The organism is Photobacterium sp. (assembly GCF_057456235.1).
Map to the genome: position 1 here is coordinate 169,985 of NZ_JBVCPH010000003.1, position 23,249 is coordinate 193,233.

General features: G+C 43.5%; 18 protein-coding genes and 1 pseudogene. 10 read left to right on the top strand and 9 right to left on the bottom strand.

Annotated elements, in window-relative coordinates; all coding sequences use genetic code 11:
* Window positions 1-215 precede the first annotated feature (215 nt).
* The gene (locus AC2204_RS05175; RefSeq protein ID WP_318924420.1) at window positions 216-404 is read left to right on the top strand and encodes a hypothetical protein; all 189 of its coding nucleotides are present in this window, start codon (window positions 216-218) and stop codon (window positions 402-404) included.
* A 98-nt stretch (window positions 405-502) separates the two neighbouring features.
* Here AC2204_RS05175 and AC2204_RS05180 read toward each other — a convergent pair whose 3' ends face one another.
* From AC2204_RS05180 to AC2204_RS05195, 4 genes are all read right to left on the bottom strand, one after another.
* Window positions 503-874: a hypothetical protein gene (locus tag AC2204_RS05180; protein ID WP_318924421.1), complete on the bottom strand. Its 372-nt coding sequence runs from the start codon at window positions 872-874 to the stop codon at window positions 503-505.
* Between the two features lie 90 nt (window positions 875-964).
* On the bottom strand, window positions 965-2,071 hold the full coding sequence (locus tag AC2204_RS05185) for a ParB/Srx family N-terminal domain-containing protein (protein ID WP_318924422.1): 1,107 nt from the start codon (window positions 2,069-2,071) through the stop codon (window positions 965-967).
* A gap of 122 nt (window positions 2,072-2,193) precedes the next feature.
* Complete coding sequence (locus AC2204_RS05190) at window positions 2,194-2,874, bottom strand: DUF3334 family protein (RefSeq protein WP_318924423.1); 681 nt, start codon at window positions 2,872-2,874, stop codon at window positions 2,194-2,196.
* Window positions 2,875-3,053: 179 nt separating this feature from the next.
* Window positions 3,054-3,413, bottom strand: coding sequence for a glutathione S-transferase N-terminal domain-containing protein (locus AC2204_RS05195; protein WP_318924424.1), 360 nt, complete (start codon window positions 3,411-3,413; stop codon window positions 3,054-3,056).
* A 418-nt stretch (window positions 3,414-3,831) separates the two neighbouring features.
* On the opposite strand from AC2204_RS05195, the gene AC2204_RS05200 reads away from it, so the two are divergent.
* The 7 genes from AC2204_RS05200 (at window position 3,832) to AC2204_RS05230 (ending at window position 11,172) form a co-directional block, all read left to right on the top strand.
* The gene (locus AC2204_RS05200; protein ID WP_413466676.1) at window positions 3,832-4,764 is read left to right on the top strand and encodes a response regulator; all 933 of its coding nucleotides are present in this window, start codon (window positions 3,832-3,834) and stop codon (window positions 4,762-4,764) included.
* Complete coding sequence (locus AC2204_RS05205; protein ID WP_318924425.1) at window positions 4,761-5,741, top strand: GGDEF domain-containing protein; 981 nt, start codon at window positions 4,761-4,763, stop codon at window positions 5,739-5,741. The genes AC2204_RS05200 and AC2204_RS05205 overlap by 4 nt, the downstream gene beginning before the upstream one ends.
* 85 nt (window positions 5,742-5,826) lie before the next feature.
* The gene (locus tag AC2204_RS05210; RefSeq protein ID WP_318924426.1) at window positions 5,827-6,171 is read left to right on the top strand and encodes a DUF3802 family protein; all 345 of its coding nucleotides are present in this window, start codon (window positions 5,827-5,829) and stop codon (window positions 6,169-6,171) included.
* Window positions 6,172-6,425: 254 nt separating this feature from the next.
* Window positions 6,426-7,163: a tRNA-uridine aminocarboxypropyltransferase gene (locus AC2204_RS05215; RefSeq protein WP_318924427.1), complete on the top strand. Its 738-nt coding sequence runs from the start codon at window positions 6,426-6,428 to the stop codon at window positions 7,161-7,163.
* A gap of 329 nt (window positions 7,164-7,492) precedes the next feature.
* Window positions 7,493-8,404, top strand: a complete 912-nt coding sequence (nagK, locus tag AC2204_RS05220) for an N-acetylglucosamine kinase (protein WP_318924428.1) — start codon at window positions 7,493-7,495, stop codon at window positions 8,402-8,404.
* A 158-nt stretch (window positions 8,405-8,562) separates the two neighbouring features.
* Entirely contained in the window at window positions 8,563-9,804 is a 1,242-nt protein-coding gene (locus AC2204_RS05225) for a DEAD/DEAH box helicase (RefSeq protein WP_318924429.1), read from the top strand.
* A gap of 99 nt (window positions 9,805-9,903) precedes the next feature.
* A complete protein-coding gene (locus AC2204_RS05230; RefSeq protein ID WP_318924430.1) occupies window positions 9,904-11,172 on the top strand; it encodes a GGDEF domain-containing protein in 1,269 nt (422 codons plus the stop codon).
* Window positions 11,173-11,241: 69 nt separating this feature from the next.
* On the opposite strand, the gene AC2204_RS05235 is transcribed toward AC2204_RS05230, so the two are convergent.
* A complete protein-coding gene (locus tag AC2204_RS05235; protein WP_318924555.1) occupies window positions 11,242-12,324 on the bottom strand; it encodes a ketoacyl-ACP synthase III in 1,083 nt (360 codons plus the stop codon).
* A gap of 239 nt (window positions 12,325-12,563) precedes the next feature.
* Between AC2204_RS05235 and AC2204_RS05240 the strand changes: the two genes are divergently transcribed.
* Window positions 12,564-13,547, top strand: coding sequence for a Gfo/Idh/MocA family protein (locus AC2204_RS05240; RefSeq protein ID WP_318924556.1), 984 nt, complete (start codon window positions 12,564-12,566; stop codon window positions 13,545-13,547).
* Window positions 13,548-13,674: 127 nt separating this feature from the next.
* Here the strand turns inward: AC2204_RS05240 and AC2204_RS05245 are convergent, their stop codons facing one another.
* Both AC2204_RS05245 and AC2204_RS05250 read right to left on the bottom strand, forming a co-directional pair.
* Window positions 13,675-15,045: an SLC13 family permease gene (locus AC2204_RS05245; RefSeq protein ID WP_318924431.1), complete on the bottom strand. Its 1,371-nt coding sequence runs from the start codon at window positions 15,043-15,045 to the stop codon at window positions 13,675-13,677.
* Window positions 15,046-15,891: 846 nt separating this feature from the next.
* Complete coding sequence (locus AC2204_RS05250) at window positions 15,892-16,569, bottom strand: SanA/YdcF family protein (protein ID WP_318924432.1); 678 nt, start codon at window positions 16,567-16,569, stop codon at window positions 15,892-15,894.
* Between the two features lie 710 nt (window positions 16,570-17,279).
* On the opposite strand from AC2204_RS05250, the pseudogene AC2204_RS05255 reads away from it, so the two are divergent.
* Window positions 17,280-18,722, top strand: a pseudogene (locus tag AC2204_RS05255) (chitinase); the annotation flags it as partial.
* A 163-nt stretch (window positions 18,723-18,885) separates the two neighbouring features.
* Here the strand turns inward: AC2204_RS05255 and AC2204_RS05260 are convergent.
* Together AC2204_RS05260 and AC2204_RS05265 are read right to left on the bottom strand one after the other, a co-directional pair.
* Window positions 18,886-20,574: an NAD-dependent malic enzyme gene (locus AC2204_RS05260; protein ID WP_318924433.1), complete on the bottom strand. Its 1,689-nt coding sequence runs from the start codon at window positions 20,572-20,574 to the stop codon at window positions 18,886-18,888.
* A gap of 293 nt (window positions 20,575-20,867) precedes the next feature.
* Window positions 20,868-23,234, bottom strand: coding sequence for a helicase-related protein (locus AC2204_RS05265; RefSeq protein WP_318924434.1), 2,367 nt, complete (start codon window positions 23,232-23,234; stop codon window positions 20,868-20,870).
* Window positions 23,235-23,249: the final 15 nt, after the last annotated feature.

Here is a 23,249-nt window from a genome sequence, read left to right on the forward strand (position 1 = left end):
ACTAAGTCTTCGTTGTCAGGTTTTGGGCTGGTAATCAGTTGCCTATTTTGAACGTAATATTGATCCGTTACACAATATTACCTGTTAGTAATTTTGAGAAGTCATACGAACAGATCTATATCTCTCAATAATATGAGATAGTTGTCATCTCGACGTGACAACATGCCAATTGGCGTTACCGTATTAGTTGAACCTTCCGGAAAGGATTAATTATCATGAAAGTTATGAAGATAAGTTGGGTGGACTTGTGTGGTTATGGTGATTGGCTAAGCCCTGCTGCGGCAATCAAATTCGCAAATGACGATTATACGCACGTTGAGACTCTTGGGGAGATAGTAAAGTGCGAACTCAGTTATACAGATGATGGCACGCCACAAGTAGGCCTCGGTGAATTGATGAACTAAATTGGCAATAAAGATCAGCTGCATTATTGCAGTTGATCTTTAATCAGTGTCTACAGACATCGACAAGTGTCACCTCTCCGGTAACAGAGCCTCAGTATTTAAATGACTGCATAAATAAGAAAGCATCCGAAAAAGGCTGCAACGATCCCACCTAACCGAGAAAAGGGCAATGTAAAGCTGAGTACCCATGTGATTAAGCGTGTGAATCGAGAGCGGCCGATTGCTGCAAATATGATAGCTGCACTGACTGAAAGCCACCCGATGATCTCTAAGATAAAAGGATATTTTGATTCAGCGGCATATGTTAAGAGTGCCACACCCAAAATCAGTCTGATTATAACCGCAAAAATATGGAGACTAACTGATTCTGAATGGCTACGAATGAAGTCAAAAATATAAGCAGGTTTAATTATAATGAGTAAACCAGAAAATAGGATCAAAATACCAAAGAGTAGAATCACGTAGTTCATTGGTAATATTCCACTTTGCAACACTGAAACAACGGAATGAAAGGATTGACGATATACGCTAATACTCAATGATTGCTGAAATATCGAGCGTCACTTCTTAACCTCTTTCTCTTCTGGCGCAGTTTTATCTTTTTCTTTGGCGCTTTCTTCTGCTGACTCTTTTTTATCGTCCAATAAGCTTTTCGGGGTCGACTTTTCTTTTTTTTCGAGCCGATAGGCCATCGCGTAATGCCACTTGGATTTACTGTCAGTCAGCAAAGCGTCGAGTGCTCTGGCGTTGACTTGGCTTAACTGTCCCATTTCTTTAGCTGTTTTATTTGATTTTCCGATAATAGTGTCAGAGTCTAAATCAACCATTATTGTCGCGGCTTCCGTCAATGCTATCGCATATTGTTCAGGAACATTGAGGTCGTATTCAGATATATTCATTTTTTGACGTAAAATTTGAGACCAGTAGAGTTCAAGAAAAGAGGGCTCATTGTTTAGCTTGTTTTTTTTCGTTTTCTTAGGTGTTTCATAGCTAATACCTTTGAGAAAATAGACTAAAGAAAGGAACGGATCATGTTTCAACTGTTTGGTTCCCAGATATCCAGGCAGGCTTTTGGGTTTGATTTTTTCGCCTTTACTGTCATAGAGCCAGACCGCTTTATCGTGAAGCATTTCGGGCCAGAAGTCATCACCTGACGCTAGCAGGTTATATTCGACTTTAAGTGTTACAGGCACGCTGGTACCACCATTAGGCATATCCCAAAAAGTTGATAAAATATGGTGGTTGTTTGTTAGATAGAGCACTCCTTTTTCAGGGCCAACAACGACGGTTGACAGGTCATCAATGTGCTCGCCTGGTTTATCAATACATTGATATGATGCTATATCGGTGGGGAGTGAATCTTCAGTCCATTTTTCTATACCTTTCGCACCATTGAGACGGCAAAGATCGTCATACATAAATTTAAGGTTTTCGGCATAACGACCCAGGTTTGAATATTCATTGTCATAGGCGAGTACAGATTGGGTTGGAAGAAGCTGATCAAGACTAACCGTGATGACATCGCCAGGTTTAAGTTCGGCATACGTGATTTTCTCTGCCATTGCAGAAGGTGAGATGAATACAGAAGGAAGAATGATTGTCAGAAACGGTGCAATAGCAGAGAATAGTTGCGAACTCAGTTTGGGTTTGTCACGTGGTCTCTGCATGGATCATACCTATTGAAAGCATGGGGATTCAATACAGTCTAGCAAAACGAATCTTATTTTGAGTATTAAAGAGTGTATGGCAGGAAAAAAAAGAGACACATCAAGTGTCTCTTAACGATGAATTAAATACCCAGTTCATCCATCAGGTCTAAATCCACTTCTTGAGTAGATGAAGATGGCGCTGCGATGTATTGTTGGTCTTTTTTTGCATTATCGAAAATCGTATCCGGATCGACTTCACTATGTTGTTCAAATTCTTCAAGTTGAATAAATTCAGTTTTATCCATAGCCAGTTCGAGATAGAAGATATTGTTCTTTTCAGTGGTAAAACTGACGCGTCGTGCCTGCGGACGATCTAAGTTAGTATCAACCGATAAAAGTATTTGCTTATTTAAAGCCAGCATTTTTGGTTGATTTTGAGAAATCGAAATGTTCAATTCACGGCGTATCTTGCTGGTGAAGTCGCCGACAATCTGGTTCATTAATTCACCAAGCACATCAGCAACTTCATCAGAAGTATGGTGGATTGCTAATTCTTCTTCTGAGATCCCCATCTTCAACATGTATTCTCTGTAAAGCTCCAGCGCAGCCTGTTGAGAAAAGTTACTCACAACAAGGCCTGTGAAACCGCCATCAAAGAGTACAAAACAGCCAATATCAGGTTTCAGGCTGGTTTTGTTGATTTTTTGAACCATAGCAGAATAGTTAATGTTGCTATCGGTTGCTTTTGATAACACCTTTGAAAAAGACTGGCAAAGTTTTAGCAGGATATCGTCTGTAGTGATGGTTTTGGTTCGTTTCATTCATTGTCCTGTGTCAGCCGTACAGCTAACGTAATTGTTGGCGTAAAACCAGCAAGTTATAGAGTTAAAAATAGTGTGTCACTAAAAACCATAAATTGCACCGCTATAAATTTCAGTAGTAGATATGGCTCACTGATTTAATGTTTGCGTCTTACTTATCAGACGTGATCTGATGAGCGCTAGGCAAAGCGATTTTCTAAATATGTAATGATGTCATTGGATTCATACATCCACTGGACATCACCGTTTGCTTTTTCAATACGCAGGCAAGGTACTTTACGTTTACCACCCTCGTTAAGCAGTTCTTGCTCCCATGGCGAAACTTTTGCGTCACGAGCTTCCAATGGCAGATTCAGACGTTTCGCTGTTCGACGGACTTTTACGCAAAACGGGCAAGCCGCAAATTGGTATAACTTAAGCTTTGATACGGCTTGGTTGACGGTTTCTTGTTCTTCATTTTTCCGCTTCATGGATGTTGGAGAAAAAATAAAATTCAAAAGTAAGATCAGGCGTCCTAAGGACCAGCGGATGACTTTCATTAAGGGTTTTCCTATTAATTATTATGTATGAGCAAGCAGAGTGTATTACATCTGCTTAAGCTTGATAACCGCAATTTCACATCGATTCTTATTGTTTTATAACGATGAAGTAATATGCTGCGTTCTTCGGTTTACAGGTACTGGTGCGATGTATTGAAGCAGTGCTTTTACTGAATTGATGGATATAGATATTTCAAAGTGAATGAAAAACATCATGTTTCATCATGGATTTAAAAAATTCATAATACCGAGAGCAGGAAAAGCAGACCCACGTCACTTATTCAATAATTTTCATACGTAGTGGTTATGAATGATAGTGCAATCGATTATTATAAGAGCTTTACGATCTGATCCCCAGAGGCGCACTCGGCTAGTGATAATTACAAAGAATATACTCATCTGTGATGACTCAGCATTAGTGCACAAAGCAATTTTACGTTGGTTACCTGAAGACGACGGATTGAACCTGCATTATGCCGAAGACGGTAAGGCGGGGCTTGAGTGTTTGAGTCAGCATAATATTGATGTGATGTTTTTAGATCTGACGATGCCAGTAATGGACGGATTTGAAGTACTGAGATCACTGCCTGTCCGTGATTATGATACGAAAATTATAATCTTATCCGCGGATGTGCAAAAACAGGCGATTGATCGTTGTATCGAACTTGGCGCTGATCATTTCTTGGCAAAACCGTTTGCCCCTGAACAATTCACAAGGTTACTTGAAGAACTTGGCATTACAGCCCGTTCGGCGGCTCTACCCGTACATTTTTCCGAGAAACATCTTGATTATATAAGTATCTTTAAAGAAGTTGCTAACGTGGCTTTAGGGCGCGGAGCCGCGATCATTTCGGATCACTTAGGGGAATTTATTAAGATGCCATTACCCAATGTTGCCCATATGGGGGCAGGGGAGTTGGCAATGGCGATTACGGATATAAAGAACAACGGTAATTCGATTGCGATTGCACAGCGCTTTGTTGGAGGGGGGATTCACGGTGAAGCGCTGGTGAGTTTACGAGGTAAAGACATAGGCGTTTTTGGTGAACGTTTAGGTTTTAGTCAGATGGATGAGCACAAGAATGAAATTGTAATCGATATAGCAAATTTAATGGTGTCATCGTTTCTTGTTGCACTTTCTGAGCAAATGAATATCCCCTTTTCAGTTCGCCAACCTATTGTTCTCGAAGAATATATGGTATGGAATAAAACTGATAATGTCACTTCTGATCTCTTCACCGTAGAGTATACCTATCACGCTGAATCGTTAGATCTCGAATGTGATGTGTTGTTTTTAATGGATAGTGGCTCAACCCAAGTCATAATCAAAATTATGGATACATTACATTGAATCAAATCACGTTAGCAGATTTTCACCTTACCATGCAGGTGATGGATAATATTGATGCAGGGGTGGTTATTTTAGACAAAAACTACACGGTATTAGCGTGGAACACGTTTATGCAGGCTTATAGTGGCATATCCTCTGAACGTATTATGGGACAGAATCTTTTTGATACGGTGAACGACTTACCCGAAGAGTGGCTGAAAAACAAGATTGAATCGACGTTCAAGCTCAGAATGCGCTCATTTACATCATGGGAAGATCGACCGTCAATTTTCAACTTTTCTAACTTCAGCCCGGTATCCGGTGGTTCTGAGATCATGTATCAAAACATGACACTTACCCCACTGAAGTCACTCAGCGGAGACATGTCCCATATTTGTCTGGCGGTAACCGATGTATCTGATATTGCTAAAAATAAAACCCATCTTCGTGAATCAAATAAGCAATTGACCCATTTGAGTATGACAGATCGCCTTACTCAACTGTTTAACCGTGGGCATTGGGAAGGCTGCCTTGCCGAGGAGTTCGAGCGTTGTTGCCAGACCCAGATCCCATCGACCTTGGTGATGCTTGATATTGACCATTTTAAAAGAGTTAATGATACCTACGGCCATATCGCGGGCGACGGTGTTATTCGTATCATATCCAGTATATTGAGAAGAACGAAACGCCAGAGTGATATCTCAGGGCGTTATGGCGGTGAAGAGTTTGGGATCATCTTGCCTGGCACGACGGCAGAGATGGGACTGTACTTTACCGAACGTCTTCGTCAGCGGGTTGAACAAGCCAGGGTTTCGGTTGACGTAAGAAGTATTAACGTAACGATCAGCTTAGGTGTGTGCGAGTGGTACCCTGACCTGGGTAGTTATGAAGAGTGGCTGGAACAAGCCGATCAGGCGTTATATCAGTCGAAGCAGTCTGGACGTAATCAAACCACGCTCTATGAGCCGATTTCCAATCAAAAAAAAGATACCGCCTAATCGCAAATTCCGTGCATTAAGGCATTGTAATTCTAATCATTAGCCTTACAATTGATAAAATTATAATAATTATGAACGAATCATTATGGTTGTTGAATCTGAAGGTTATCACGCGCTGATTGAGTATTTTACTGAGCACCTTTCGCTGTTTGAGAGGGTGAGTTCTGATGTATCTGCAGATACCGTTGAAGATGTTGTGACCGATATGATTGCAACAAATTTAATGGCCGTGTTTGCTCAAAACCCTGACTTAGAATCCGACTTTCGCTTTATGCTGATGCGAGAAGCGGATGCGGTGGTGGACGATCTGAGTGAAGTATTAGCCGGCGCATGGCGTCGATGTCCGACGAACGAACAGATTGCCTTCTTAGAAGACTATATTGGTTTGGTGAAAAACCTGTTTGATAGTGCCATCGGTCTGCACGACTAATTTATCGGAACTTAATATCAGTGATACAGACGGCTTAGGTCGTCTTTTTTGTTGCTGTCGTTTGGAAATAGTTCTGATAAATATGATGGCTATTATGCCCAAGCGCCTCAAAACCCGGCTTTTGGGAGTGATGCATCTTGCAGTCGCATGGGGATATTTATGTCGTATTATTTTCTTACAGAATGTGACTTTTGATTGCAACAAAATCACGCGCCAGTAAAATGCAGGCGTTTTGTTTTAGATAATGAGCCGCTATGCGCATTCACGCTGTACATGATTTATATGAAGAACGACTGGCTCGTTCAACCCGACCATTTCGAGCACGAGGCTGCAAAGTAGAGCGTTGCCGCCTTTGTATGCTACGTACCCATCTCTGCATCTGTAGTGAAAAACCAGCAGTGTCATCTGATGCGGCATTTTTGTTGGTGATGTTTGATGACGAGATCCTAAAACCGAGTAATACCGGACGACTCATTGCGGATCTGTTTGAAGATACGTTTGCTTATATTTGGTCTCGTACTGAGCCTAATCAGGCAATGTTAGCGCTGCTCAATGATCCGCAGTGGCAACCTTATGTGGTTTTTCCGGCGGAATATGCCACACCTGAGCGAGTAGCAACGCACATTGATCTGGACAAGAACAAACGTCCGTTATTTATCATGCTTGATGGCAGCTGGGCCGAGGCAAAGAAAATGTTTCGTAAAAGTCCGTATCTGGATCGATTTCCGGTGCTGTCGATTAATCCGGAAAAACCTTCTCGCTACAAGGTAAGAGAAGCGTCAAAAGAGAATCAGCTGGGTACGGCTGAGGTTGCAGCCCGCATCATTGACTTGTTTGGTGAAAGCGATAATGCGGAAATCCTTGATCTATGGTTTGATGTGTTCCGTGAAAACTACATGACAGGTAAAATGAACCGACTATTGCCCGATGACTCAGCAATTAGCATGCTGAAAAATAAGTTGGTAACAAACCTTGAATCCCCCGCGGCGTGAACCAATAAAGCGTTAAAGTTACTGGGTATAAAGAAATGGATTTCTTTGCTAAAAATACCCCCTGATAATGAGTACCACACAGCTCTGGATGTAATATTTCGCTGTTTCTTTCAGCAAACGCGAGCGACTGCGGTAAAATCGCACACTAAATTAGCTATTGATCACAGTCTGTAGGCGTAGAAGTGTGGATAATTTTTTCAGTTTTGTAAGCTAAAAACTTTCTGCTATTTCGTTCAATAACACTTTTTTTTTGTTTTTGAACGAAATAGTTGCAGTGAACAGCGACGATGAATTTTTGAATCAAAGGTTTTATTTTTAGGGAGTGAAAGATGTACTACGGCTTTGATGTAGGCGGAACCAAGATTGAATTTGGTGCATTTAATGAAAAACTTGAGCGTGTAGCAACAGAGCGTGTAGCAACACCGGGTGATGACTACGATCAATTGGTTGATACTATTGTTGGTATCATTCAAAAAGCTGATCTGGAATTTAGTTGCGAAGGGTTTGTCGGTATCGGTATTCCGGGTATGGAAGATGCTCGTGATGGTTCGGTATTAACCTCGAACATTCCTGCTGCCAAAGGGCGCTTTTTACGTAAAGATCTAGAAGCGAAACTCGGTCGTAGCGTGTCTATTGATAATGATGCAAATTGTTTCGCGCTTTCTGAAGCATGGGACGAATCGATGCAAGATGAAAAATCAGTATTAGGTTTGATTCTGGGCACGGGATTTGGTGGCGGCTTAGTGTTTGATGGCAAAGTGTTCTCGGGCATGAACCATGTCGCTGGCGAACTGGGCCATACGCGTATGCCGATTGATGCCTGGTTTCACTTAGGTGAAAAGGCCCCGTTATTTAGCTGTGGTTGTGATAATAAAGGTTGTATCGATAACTACTTATCTGGTCGTGGTTTTGAGCAGTTGTATGCTCACTATTATGGCGAAAAGCTGAAAGCGATTGAGATCATCAGGCTTCATGCTGAAGGTGAAGAAAAAGCTGTCGAGCATGTTGAACGCTTTCTGGAATTACTGGCAATTTGTTTTGCCAACCTGTTTACCTGTTTAGACCCGCATGCTGTTGTTTTAGGTGGCGGTTTATCCAACTTTGAGCTTCTTTACGAAGAACTCCCTAAGCGTATACCCAAACATCTGCTCTCTGTTGCGCGTGTACCTAAGATTGTTAAAGCAAAACACGGTGATGCGGGCGGTGTTCGCGGAGCTGCCTTCCTCAATATTGAGAAGTAACCAATTGGTATCATCATTACTTCACTGATAAAAAGCACCGCAACGGTGCTTTTTTTGCGTCTGAAATTTATCATCATATTATTAGCATTAAATGTGATAGGTCAAAACAGATCTGCTAAAATCCGCTCTCTTTACCGTTTTATTTGTAGGAAAACATAATGTCATTTCAAGCATTAGGGCTAAATAGCCAGTTAGTCGATGCCGTCACTGAGCTAGGTTTTAATACGCCAACGCCCGTTCAGCAGCAAGCCATACCACAAGTGTTGGAAGGGCATGACATTATGGCCGGCGCACAAACAGGAACCGGCAAAACGGCTGCATTTGCGTTACCCATATTGGATCGCTTGCTGGCAACGGATAATCCAGAAAAAAAAGCCAATGCTATTCGGGCCTTGGTTCTAACACCAACCCGTGAATTAGCACAGCAAGTCTATGATAGCGTGGTTTCTTATAGCAAGAATGTCCCGGTAAAAGTGGCCGTTGCTTACGGTGGTACCAGTATGGGGGTTCAGGTTAAGTCCCTGAAGGCGGGAGTTGATATTCTGATTGCCACTCCGGGCCGCCTATTGGATCACGCTTTTGTCGGTACGGTTGATCTGTCCCGTGTTGAGTGTTTAGTCCTTGATGAAGCCGATCGCATGTTGGACATGGGCTTTCTTGTAGACATAAAACGTATTATGAAGCGGATGCCAGCGCAGCGTCAGACATTGTTTTTCTCTGCAACGTTCTCAAAACACGTTAAGACGCTTGCATACGCGATCCTGAACGAGCCCAAATTGATTGAGGTAACGCCGGCTAACAGTGCTGCCGAGAGTGTTGAGCAAATAGTGTACCCGGTCGATAAGCACCGCAAACGTGAATTACTGTCACACTTGATCGGAGCCAGAAACTGGCATCAGGTGCTGATTTTTACCAAAACAAAGCAAGGTTCAGATGCGCTGGCAAAAGAGCTCTCTTTAGATGGCATTAAAGCGGTTTCAATTAACGGCGATAAGAGCCAGGGTGCCAGACAGCGTGCGTTATCAGAATTCAAAGACGGAAAGATCAGGGCGTTAGTTGCGACAGATGTTGCAGCCAGAGGCCTTGATATTGAACAGCTTGGCTTTGTGGTTAATTATGATATGCCTTTTAAAGCAGAGGACTATGTTCATCGTATCGGTCGAACGGGCCGTGCCGGTTTGACCGGGCGTGCTATTTCACTGATGAGCCATGATGAAGAGTGGGCGCTGAGAGCGATTGAAGAACTGCTCGATAACCGACTACCTCAGGAGTGGTTAGAAGGTTATGAACCTGATCCTACGCAGGCTCCAATGGATAATCGCCGCAGCTCAATATTAGAGAAGCGCAGGGCCAAAGCAAAAAGTAAAATCCATAAGAACCGTGGTCGTCGGCTGCGCTAATTTATCTGAATCCGGTTTAGTCCGGATTTACAGCAGAAATGGATTTTTTTAGTGATTCTTAGGGAGAGAGAAGAAGTGGTGCTTACACGGTACTTTCGTTTGGCAACATTCATTCTTATTCTTTTTACTGTTGCGGCTTCTCTGTGGCACTGGCTGGGCGGGGCTGAAAAAGAGTTGGTGATTTCGCCACAAAATGTCTCTTTTAAGATTGTGGACGATACTAGCCAAGGAGGAACGACGCAGTCTGAACTGTATTTTAATGATCAGTCATCAACGCTCACTTGTCAGATTAAGAATACGGCTCAATGGCCATTTTGCGAAATAGCGATTGTTTTATCAGAAACTAATGAAGGGATAGATCTTCAGAAGTATCATTCAATCGGTATTAATGTTGATTACGATAGCCCGATAGAAAATGAACGGATTCGGGTTTATCTTAGAAATTATGATCCTTCTTACTCAAAGATAAGTGATCCGGTTTCGTTAAAGTTCAATGCGATTGAGTATGCACCAGGTCAACAATCTGGCTTGTCGGTTATTCCGCTGAAGGCATTTCAGGTTTTATCATGGTGGATTGCTGAATATGAGGTGCCAATAGAAAAGTCTGGTGCCCAATTTAATAACATCACATTCATTGAAATTGCAACGGGCAGTAACGTAAGAGAAGCCACATACACGATCAAGCTCAACAAGCTGGTTTTTTATGGTGAATGGATTTCAGAATCACACCTGATGAGGTTTCTCGTTGTTTTGTGGGTCAGTGTTGCGATTGTATTCTTATGTATCGAACAATGGCAATTACGTCGTCATTTGGTGGCGACTGAAGAAAGAGCTTCAATGTTGCATCATGCCAATCGAAATCTATACGAGAAAAGTCAAATTTTTGAAGATCTTGCTTACAATGATATGTTAACGGGTGTTAGAAATCGAAACGGTATCAATGAGTGGCTAGTGCAGATCATTGAATATTCGACAAGGAACGATCAACCATTTTCAATGATTTATCTGGATATCGACCACTTTAAAGTCATTAATGATTCTTTCGGACATCAGAAAGGCGACGAAACGCTTAAATTATTTGCTGAATTGATCTCTAAGCGAATTCGTAAATCTGACGTATTTGTGCGGTGGGGAGGTGAAGAATTTATTATTTTTTGTCCGACCACAACGCTGGCTGGTGCGGTAGAACTTAGCCAATTAATCCGTTCGATTGTTGAATCGTATCAATGGGCAGAAGGAAGAGTAATCACCTGTAGCGCTGGTGTTGCCGAACTGGGCGACGAAAATATTGAATCTTTAATAGCCAGAGCTGATGCGGCACTTTATCGGGCCAAACAGCGGGGAAGAAACCGGGTTGAGGTTGCCTGATCTGTTTTAAAAAGCGAGTAGAAGAGAAGCCAGTTTTACTGGCTTTTCTAATCGAATGGCAGACGCGGATTATACTTCTTTTAGAGTGATGCAGTGCTCAATGGCGTTTTTCAGTAAATCTCTGGCCGATTGTTCACATGCCGGTAATTCAATGTCGGATTGATGGACTGGTGTAGTCCGTTCTCCCCATTGAATCACTGTGGCCCCCCAGGTAAGCCCGGCCCCAAATGCTGCGGATAATATCTTGCTATTTGGTTTGATACGGCCTTCTTCGACGGCTTCACAAAGTGCAATAGGCACCGTTGCTGCAGAGGTATTGCCATATTTATGGATGTTAATAAATGCCTTATCAAGCGGGATCTTAGCGTGTTCGCATAGGGCTTCGATAATACGCTTATTTGCCTGATGTGGAATAACGACGTCAATATCACTGCTGTTAAGCTGGGCGCGGTCAAGTACGGTATTGGCTGCGGTTCCCATGCCCCTCACCGCACGGCGGAAAATATCCCGGCCGACAAAGTGGAAATCAAAATGCCCGGCGTCAGGATTAAAACGGTCCATTGCCGTACCAAATTCAGGAATGGCTAAGACATCTCGCCCTTTAGGATCACAACCTAATTGTGCTTGTAGTACGCCAACCGGTTTTTCACTTTTACTTAATACTACGGCGCCCGCACCATCACCAAACAACACGGCGGTGTCGCGTTTGCTCCAGTCTAAATACCACGATAAACGTTCAGCACCGATGACCAAAGCATGTTGGTAGTTACCCGCCTGAATCATACGGGTGGCAGTCTCAAGACCATAGAGAAAGCCAGTACAAGCTGCATTCATATCGAAGGCTGCGGCTCTGCTTGCACCAAGGTCAAGTTGAACCTTTGAGGCAATATTAGGGATCAATGTATCTGGTGAACAGGTTGCGACAATAATAAGATCAAGCTCGTCAGCCTCAATTCCAGCAGCGGCTAAAGCCCGGGCCCCGGCAATTTCGGCAAGTTTCGAGGTGTTGACATGGCTGATATGGCGAGATTCAATACCGGTACGGGTTTGAATCCATTCATCAGAGGTGTCGACAAAAGTACTTAGTTCGTCATTTGTTAAAACGGCCGGAGGTAGACATTTCCCCCAGCCAGTGATTTCAGCGTAATACATTATATTCTCTTCACTATTAATCATGGACCAGTGATCCTTCATAAGCCTGTCAGAATCACTAGTGTGTCATTTGAGAGGTGAGACCAGTCGAGCGGCTGAGCTCTGCTGGGTATACTACTCCATGCAGGCTTTAGTGCAATGTTCAGGCTCGCAATAATTCCAACGTATTTAATTCTCGATTATTGAGTGTTTTTTCGTGGATAATGGCGATAAATAAAATAAAAGCGCAAAGGATTATGATGATACGTTTTGGTGTAATTGGTACCAACTGGATTACCGACAAATTCATAGAAGGGGCTCACGCCTCTCAAAAGCTGCAGCTAACGGCAGTGTTCTCCCGCCAGTTAGATCGAGCAGAAGAGTTTGCTGCCAAGCACAATGTACAAAATAGCTTTGATAGTCTGGAAGAGATGGCAGCCAGTGACACTGTTGACGCAGTATACATCGCAAGCCCTAACTCTCTTCATGCCTCGCAAGCGAAGTTATTTATTGAACACGGTAAGCATGTTATCGGAGAAAAGCCGCTAGCCTCGAATATTCGTGAAGTTGAAAACCTGATTTCATTGGCACAAGAAAAAGGGGTTGTGTTATTTGAAGCATTAAAAACAAGCTATAACCCGAATTTTAATGTGATCCGCGAAGCGCTGCCTAAGCTGGGTAAGCTGAGGAAAGTGCATTTCACCTACTGCCAGTATTCATCCCGCTATCTCCGGTTCCTGAATGGCGAAAATCCCAATACATTTAATCCCGAATTTTCAAACGGGTCATTAATGGATATTGGTATCTACCCGTTAAGTGCTGCCATCGCCTTATTTGGTGAGCCAAATAGTTTTACTGCTCAGGGAGTCATGCTTCACTCAGGTGTTGATGCCCACGGCACTTTAGTACTTCATTACAATGACTTTGATGCTGTTATTACTCATTCTAAAGTCAGTAATGGATATGTTCCAAGCGAGCTGCAAGGTGAGCAGGGTACATTGCTGGTACAAGGTATTTCTGATTGCAGAGCCGTTGAACTGTATCGAACAGGTGAGCCGCCAGTGACGTTGTCACAAAATCAGGGTGATAATACCATGGTTTATGAAGCGGAGGAGTTTGCGCGATTAATTACACTGAAGCAAACTATGCATCTCGGATTGGTAAGAACACAAATTGTCAGTGCGATCATTACCCGAGCCCGTGAAATTATAGGTGTTCGTTATCCTGCAGATGAAATTATTTAAGTGGGTATTTTCATCGTGATGTTCAGGTAGCAGGTACAATAAAGATTATTGACATAAGATAAAAAGGTGGCCGAGATGGCCACCTAAGTAAAAAACGCAGGACATTATTACTCGATTTCCCTAGTGCTTACCAGAACATCCAGGCAAACAGTGTCAGTGCAGTAATACAGGCAATGTTGAGGTAAATACCGACTCTCATCATCTCGCTCTGTTTAATGTGGCCGGAACTAAAGACGATAGCGTTAGGTGGCGTTGCCACCGGTAGCATGAATGCACAAGAAGCGGCGATGGCTATCAGAGCTGACAGGATCACTGGTGATACCCCGAGAGCTTCTGCTACTGTGGCAAATACTGGCACAAGCAGAGCTGCACTTGCGGTGTTGCTTGCGAACTCAGTCAAGAACACCACAAAACCGACAACCACTAAGATAGTGAAGAACAAGCCTGCCTGTTCAAGGAACCCGCTCAGACTGTGAGCCAGAAATACACTGGTGCCAGTTGCTTTTAGAATATTACTCAGACAGATACCACCACCGAATAACAGCAATACACCCCAGTCAGTCGATTTTTCAATATCTTTCCATGAGACAACACGGGACACACCGAGAAGAACAAGAGCAAGAAGAGCGACTAAGGTATCAAATTTACTAAATCCTCCCAGAAATGCATTAACGGGCTTGCTGAAAATCCACAGAAAAACAGTTAAGGAAAATATAGCCAGGGTTATTAGCTTGCCGTTATCCCACTGAACTGGTTTGTGATCAAGTTCGAAAGTATGTTTTAAATTTGGCTTTACGATGGCATACAATAAGGCAACAGTGATAGGAAGCAGAATAAGTGCAACGGGAACACCAAATGCCATCCATTCAGTAAAACTTAAGCCAACTTCTGCAGCCGCTATCGCATTTGGTGGGCTACCAACAACGGTTGCTATCCCCCCAATACTTGCGCAATAAGCAATACCTAAAAGTACGAACACATAGGTGCTACGCTCACTCTTGGCATTGACTTTATTTAGAATACCTAACACAAGAGGTAGCATCATCGCAGTGGTTGCAGTGTTGCTGATCCACATCGAAAGGCCTGCAGTTACGCCAAAAAGCATGAATACGGCAACCGACATCCTTCCTTTGGCGATAAGCAGTACTTTGTCAGCAATCGCTTTGTCAAGCTCCTGCTTATGTAGCGCCGCAGCTAAAGCAAAGCCGCCTAAGAACAAAAAGATAATGGGATTGGCAAAGTTACTTAGTGCTTGCGGAGTTTGGAATATTCCAAAACCGACCGCCAATAAGGGAACGATGACCGCAGTGATACTGACGTGTACCGCTTCAGTCAACCATAAGACAGCAACAAAGGCCAAAATACTCAGGCCGATGACAACATTCTCATCAAAAGGCAGGGTGTTTAGCAGAACGGCAAACAACATAATATCAGCCAGGAATATCATGCTATTTCTATTAAGTAGCCACTTTTTGAGTGTCAGGGTTAAGGCTGTCATATACTTTCCTTTCAATGGTTTTATGCAGTGTATAAAACGCACCACAACGTTATCGTCGGCATGAATGTTACACGTTATACTTTTAATGTTAACGCCGTGATGCCAATTTGTTTCCCTTGGGAGGTGTCGGTTGTAAAAACTGTGAGGCGGTTATGCAATAATGTGTGGAAACCTACCCGTCTGATGCCTCATCAACGTAGGGTTTCATAAAGAATTATCAACTTAGACAGGCTTTTTATTCTTAAAGATATTATTAGATTGTCCCTTCTTATTATTTCATGCTGACTATTTATATTGGTTAATGACAACGTTTTTATATTGATTTTTTTAATAGTAAAGAAATAAATTGTTACATAATATCGCTTTAATATTTACCAATAAAACACTGGTTATAAAGGCGGCAACAGCAATATACAGAGCGTGACAAACATCGCATAAGTTTGTTTTTCATAATAATACTGATGGATATGAACTAAGTTCTTTTTGTAATATGTTATTGATGGAATATATATAAAAAACATCAAATTAACGGATTATACAGAAGGCTAGGTTATTATGAGTTCTAAGGATGCCCTAACGCGTCAGCGAGTACGTGCTGATGTACAGGCACATATCAAAGAAGTACGAGAAAAATTTCTAAAAAAATTTTCAGATAATGAAGATAAATTAGAGTGTGCTAATGCATGAGTAATTGTTTATTTCTACTTTTAATATTCTAATTATGAATATTATTTAAACCTTTTGATATAAAAGCAGCCAATATAATTACTTATTGGCTGTTTTTTAACTTTGATTTGATATTAATCGGTAAATATTCCGAGAGGTATTAAGTATCTGAGATACTTGTTAATTTATTGGTTCCGGTCCTTCAAGTTCTAACTGCAATGTTTCAATTGGTTCTTTAGGGCCAAGAAAGCGCGGCTTAACATCTAAGATGTAGAGATCAATGACCGCTTTAACTCTTGCCAGCACTTCTCGCAGACGTATTTTAAATCCGGCAATACCTTTCGGTTCAGGGGCGGCCAGACAAATGGCATCGATGTTATTGCTTTGGGCAATGAATAACGCCCGCTCACAGTGAAATTTCTGAGAAATGATCAAGAAGTGATCTGCATCAAAGATGGTTTTGGCCCTGACAATTGAATCAAGTGTCCTGAAACCTGCGTAATCCAACACAATATCCTGCTCTGGAATACCGGCTTTCAACAAGTCTCTTTTCATTGTCCAAGGCTCGTTATATGAACGATGAGCATTGTCGCCGCTTAACAAAAAAACGCTAATTTTTCTTTGCTCATATAGCTCCAGAGCTGCAGTCATACGGTAGGTGTAGTATGGGTTCAGAGACCTGGCAATATACTTGCTTGTACCTAAGACAAGCCCGATAGAGCGAGCGGGGATCAGTGAGGTATCACTAAATATACGATCAGATGTTTGAGCTGAAACCCACCGATCAATGACTAAAGTCATCGCCAATAAAACGATACAGAAAACTGCAAAAATACGTAGTGAAGGGAGCAGTTTCATAATCATCCTAATCTATAACCGAGAAGGTAACACTACCTTAATCAATTGATAATGTACTGTTATTCCTAATTTTTTTGAATTATATAATATTTGTCTATTACTGGCTACATCATGGAGCAACTGGGGTAATATCGCCCGGATACCCGGCTAGTACTCTAGAAGACCGACGCATGATTAATAAGATAATAGCCTTTTTTGTCTGCAAGAAACATATCGGCAATAAATCAGCCCTCTCGCTCTAGGAAGACTCCAATGTGATCCGTTTTAACATGTTTGAAATGCATCGCATATATGAAAACAAGTATTCATACCAGATATCAGAGTTTCCATCGAAAATTATGAGCCCATTGAAGAGTTTGTCGACTAAATGCCACAATAATTGATAGAAGGAGCAATTAAACTCTAAAAATTACAATCCATGAAGAGAATTCAGCACAAATCTAGTCTTGGGAAACTCAACCGCTCATTTTATAGTGACACCACAGGCCAGTTAGTGAATAAAGTCATACAAATTAATGATTAGTAATTACTCTACTCGCCAATAAACATTAAAACTGCAATGGAAAGTCATATTCCATGGCTTGCCGAATGCCTTTGGGTTATCTCTTCTTATGATAAAAAGGCTGTTCAAAGCGCAGTATTAACAGGTTTTAGGCCTCTGAAAGATATGCAGTAATAAAAAGAACATACACCTACACGGAGTTTCTCATATGTTTAAGCTAAGACTACTGTCGACACTTATCGGTTGTGGCATTGCAGCGAACAGTTTTGCAATGAATCCACAACCCGATCCACAAAATCCTACCGGTTACATTGTTTCGCGTGTTGAGCTGAAAGCTGCCGAAGACGCGCAAACTGCTAACCCAATGTACGCCGTCTGGGCAAAAGCGCTTGAAACGCGTCCAAATATCATCGTTGAGGCCATTGAGCCAAAAGCGGCTAGCAATCCAGAGAACGTTAAACGGGTAGAAAAAGTTTTCCCACCAGAACAATGGGACTTTTTGACCCAAATGGCAAAAGAAAAAGCGCCTGAGTATACTTATACTCGCTTCTTGCGCGCTATTGGTAAGTTCCCTGCATTCTGTGGTGAATATACCGACGATCGTAAAAGTCAATCAGATGCAATCTGTAAAAAATCGATCATTACTGCATTTGCCCATTTCTCACAAGAGACTGGTGGCCACATTACTAAAGAAAACATTTGGGATAACCCACTTGGCCTTGAAGAATGGCAGCAAGCTCTGGTACACGTGCGTGAAATGGGCTGGTCTGAAGGCCAGGAAGGTTATACCACAGGTTGTGGACAAGATGATTGGCAGAATAAACGCTGGCCATGTGCTGCTGGGCAAGGTTACTTTGGTCGCGGCGCCAAGCAATTGTCTTATCACTTCAACTACGGCGCTTTCTCAGAAGTGATGTACGATGGCGATGCCTCTGTGCTGTTGAATAGCCCTGGCTTGGTTGCTGATTCATGGCTGAACCTTGCCTCTGCAATCTGGTTTTTCCTTACGCCGCAAGCGCCTAAGCCCGCGATGCTGCATGTGATTGACCGTACATGGACCCCTTCACAGCGTGAAAAGGATGCTGGTATAGGCTACGGTTTTGGTACCACCATTAATGTGATCAACGGTGGCATCGAATGTGGTGAGCAAAACAAAGATAAAGGCCAACCTGTTAACCGTATTCGTTACTGGGAAGGCTTAGCTGCTCACTACAATATTCCGGTTGAGTTGGATGAGGAAAACACCTGCTGGCAGCAAACGCCATATGGCAGCCTGAATCTGAATGGTGCAACAGACGTGCTATATACCAACTGGGATGGCAACTGGAAAAATTACTCTGACCGCCCAGGTGGCGCGTCGTTTGAATGTGAACTGGTTGGTTTCCAAACGGCTTACTCAGCTCTGGTTCCTGGTGATTACGAGAAATGTGTAACCAACTTCTATGGTTCTCATGCCAATTGGCCAGAAGTGCGTGTCGTCGAGAAAATTGACTTACCAACTGAACCAACAGAGCCTAATGCCTGGAAGGCAAACACAGTCTATAACAAGGGGGAACAGGTTGTCGTTAATGGTGTGACCTACGAAGCTAAGTCCTGGACACAGGGCGATGACCCAGAGTTAAGCGGTCAGTGGGGACCTTGGAAAATAGTTTAATTTAAACTTTTTCTTAATAAATAGCGCCGTCCTACAAGGCGGCTTTGCTATTGAAGTGTAATGGTACTTTAGGCTACTCGATTTCCAATGAAGGAAAAAAGACAGCCCAAGTCGTAACCAAAGCCCGCGGGGTAGCGCGGGCTTTGACTATGCAACTGAATTAGAACGCAGTACGTTTATAACGGCGGTAGTCTGACTGCCAGAAGTTTTCATCGATCTTTTCTATGATTCGCTCATCGGTATTTTTGGGCGCTTTACGCTGTTCAACGGCTTTCTTGGCAACGGCAAAAGCGATTTTACGAGAGACTATCTGAATATCCTCCAGTGGAGGAAGAAGGGCACCATGGCCATTAATGGCTAGCGGTGAGCATTCAGCCAAAGCTCGACTGCTTTCCATCAGCATTTCATCCGTTACACGACGAGCACCAACGGCAAGTACGCCCAAGCCAATACCTGGGAAAATATAGCTATTGTTGCACTGTGCAATAGGGAATGTCTTACCATTGTGGAGCACGGGATCAAATGGAGAACCTGTTGCAACCAATGCTTTTCCATCTGTCCAGCGGATGATATCGGCAGGTGTTGCTTCAACACGGCTGGTTGGGTTCGACAATGGGAACACGATTGGACGTTCACAATGTTTATGCATTTCACGAATGACGTCTTCGCTGAATAGCCCCGGAACGCCAGAAACACCAATCAGGACGGTTGGTTTAGCATTACGCATTACATCCAGCAGTGAGACGTTGTTATCTTGAGTATCCCACTCCGTTAGTGCATGGCGTTTCTGTACCAGACGCTGTTGGAAGTTGAGCAGATTTGGCATATCGTCGATCAGCAGACCCCAGCGGTCAACCATGTAAACTTGGCTACGGGCCTGCTGTTCAGAAATACCTTCCGACACCATCTGCGCAATAATTGCTTCGGCAATACCACAACCGGCAGAGCCAGCACCAAGAAAAGTAATGCGTTGTTCAGACAACTTACTGCCTGCCGCTTTACAGGCTGCAAGCAAAGATCCCACAGTCACAGCGGCTGTACCCTGAATATCATCGTTGAAGCAGCACACTTTATCTTTGTATCGCTCAAGTACTGGCATCGCATTTTTCTGAGCAAAGTCTTCAAACTGGATCAAGGCATCAGGCCAGCGATGTTTTACCGCCTGAATAAACTCATCAACAAAGTTCTCGTATTCCTTGCCGGTAATACGCGGATGACGCCAGCCCATGTACATCGGATCAGATAGACGTTGAGGGTTATTTGTACCTACATCCAGTACCACTGGCAAGGTGTAAGCCGGGCTTATACCACCACAAGCGGTATACAGAGAGAGCTTACCAATTGGAATGCCCATGCCGCCGATGCCCTGATCACCCAGACCAAGAATGCGTTCACCGTCTGTCACCACAATAACTTTGACGTTATGGCGTGAAGCGTTGTTCAGCATATCTTCGATACGGTCACGGTTTGGATATGAAATGAACAAACCACGGCCACGGCGATAAATATTCGAGAAGTTTTCACAGGCCGCACCCACTGTAGGGGTATAGATGATAGGCATCATTTCAGTGATATGATTTTCTACCAGGCGATAGAACAGAGTTTCATTAGTATCCTGGATGTTACGAAGGTAGATGTGCTTATCAATATCATTATCAAATTTTTGGTATTGCTGATAGGCACGATCGGTTTGTTCTTCTATCGTTTCAATCGCTTCAGGAAGAAGACCTTCCAGGTTAAAGAACATACGTTCTTCAACAGAGAATGCACTACCTTTGTTTAGCAGAGGTGTTTCAAGCAGAGCGGGGCCTGCATAGGGAATATATAAAGGTCTTTTATTTTTGTTCATGCAATAGACTCTGTTTTCGTCTTAGAAGAGAAAATGGAAATAAGGGCGATATTTCCATTTGAGGCGCTAATCCTAGACCGTCAAAGCGCTTAATTCAAAGGGGAAAATGAATATTTTCGAGAAAGTGATCATGTTTTTCAACATTTAATGTAGATCTTAGTAGCCTTCACTCTCTAGGAGATAAAAAGATTATGCTGTTTGTGCTTGATTCCCAGCTTAGTATGCTTAAAAGGTAAAAAATAATTGTGTATTTTAACGTTGCTATCTGGTGAGGATAAAATAAGCACTGTGTCTTATTTTACATTGATAACCCGGCTGGCTTTTTTATATTGAACTTTCCACCCAGGCCAGCGTGGCAGTTCCCAGCGTTTCGGATCATTTTTACGATTACCGCTGGCGTAAACAACATAAACCCGTTTTCGTGCAACATCATATTCCACGGTCAGGTTTAGCTCGGCAAGCGTGAGTTTACGGGGAAACTCAGCATTAAAGTTAGCGGTTTCCCATTCAGGAATACCCGCAAAGACAAAATCATCATTGTGAAAAAGCATAATATCATCGACAGACTCAATCCCCAGGGCATCAATCTGCTCGGTTAGCCAGCTGATTAATTCTGCGGGCTCTGAACGTTCAGACATTCGCTGTACATTACGCCCTAATGTTAAATAGAGGTTCCATTGCGATATTTCATGATTTATCTTTTCCGCTAATCCATTCAGCAGCTTATTATTGAGGATCATTTCAACGATAGTCTGACTCACTACCTTGCCTGCAGGCTCTTGCTTCTTTACCTCAATCACCCGGCCAGCATAACGCCGTTTCATGACCGACAGACATTGGCCATCAACGATCTGGCTTTCTGCCAGTTCTAACTCCCCAAAATCGAGCTCTATAAGTTGGTTGAGTTTTACCGGTGCGATGCAGGTGCCTAATGACAGTGTTTGTTTTACGCCTCTGCCCGGCATGCTGTATTGATCAAAAATGACTGCCGCTTCAGCGCTGTCACTATATCGGCTGTCACGTCCTACCGTGGCTTCGCTGATACCGTTTGCTAATGCCTGGCGACGTTTCTCTCGTCTGACAAAAACCAGTTCCGGCGCAGCTTGCATAACGGCATTAAGCCAGCCGTCACGTTTAATGGCAGTAGCAACACTGAGCTGAGGCAACATCATGGCTGAGCGGATCTGGGCGGCCATCATGCGTGCTTCGGCAAGCAAATCATCATCGACGTGAAGAAAATCGGGTGTTTCATAACGGATAAGCTTGATCAATGTGGTTGCGTCACAATGGTGCTTTTCCCATTGCTGAAGCTGATCCAGTGCTTGTTCGTTTTTAGGCGGTTGGTATAAGCGCTGGGGAATAGAAAGGGCTGCAGCCAGATCGACCATGGCCTCCTGGCTTGCCTTATCCGGCATGGCCGTGATCAGGTGAGCAAACAGTGAATCAATGGGTAAGGGATAGATGCGCTTTCCGTGTTCAGTGATCTTACCTTTGTTATCAATGGCCTGCATCTGACGCAGCTTTACGAATGCCTGGCTCAGAGTTTTTTCGGGTAACGGGTCGAGAAAAGCCAAATCATTGAGTCGATAGCCACAACAGGCTGAGGCCAGCATCGGCTCAACCAGTTCTTCGCGGTGCAGCTCGGGTGGGGTCAGAAGCTCCAGCGGGGCGGCACTGCCGTACAGGCGAATACATAAGCCCGGGACAATTCGCCCGGCGCGGCCTTTACGCTGTTCTGCACTGGCGCGTGAAATTGCATGCAGACCCAGCACGGTCCGGCCATTACGCTGATGAGTGCGTCGCTCAAGACCTGAATCTATGATCACGGTCACACCGGGGATCGTCAGGGATGTCTCCGCGACATTCGTTGCCAGAATAATTCTTCGATGATCACTTTCATTTAGCGCCCGGTGCCGATCGGTATCAGAGACCGATGCATGAAGCGGAATGACCTCAGCATCTAGATGGCTGAGACTGTTCATGCATTGGCTGATTTCTTTGCGTCCCGGCAGGAAAACGAGAATATCACCTTCTATTCGCGCAAAAATATCGTCAACGGCTGTTCTGATTTTACTGTCGAGATGACGACTATCAGGGCTATGGCGGGGATCGCTGGCCTGATGCTCGACGGCGACAGGAAAACACCGGCCTTCGGCTCTGATCGGTTTAGCGCCCATATAATCCGCCAGACGTTGGCTGTCCAGTGTGGCAGAAGTGGCAACTAAACGGTGGGTATTGTGCTGTTTTAGCAGTGCCATCAACAAATCGGTATCCCATCGGCGCAGATGCATTTCATCGATAATGATGATATCGAAGCTGGCCAGCTGACCTTCGCTCATCCAACGCAGAGCGACGCCCGGAGTAACAAAAACAACTTTTGTCTGATCATCGAAGTGAGAGTCAAACCGAATCGCATAACCGATACTCTGACCTATTTTTTCGCAAGCCTGGTCAGCCAGAAATTCTGCTAACGAGGTACAGGCAATCCGGCGAGGCTGGATCACTAATACACGGCCTTGCTCTGCAGCCCATAAGGGCAGACGCGTTGACTTGCCTGATCCCGTTTCTGCTTCTACCACAAGGTGGTGTTGGGTAAGCAGGTCGAGAAAAACCGGTTTAATAGGATCAATCGGTAACAGCACAGGCGCAGAAATCCACATAACGAGAGGTGTGCC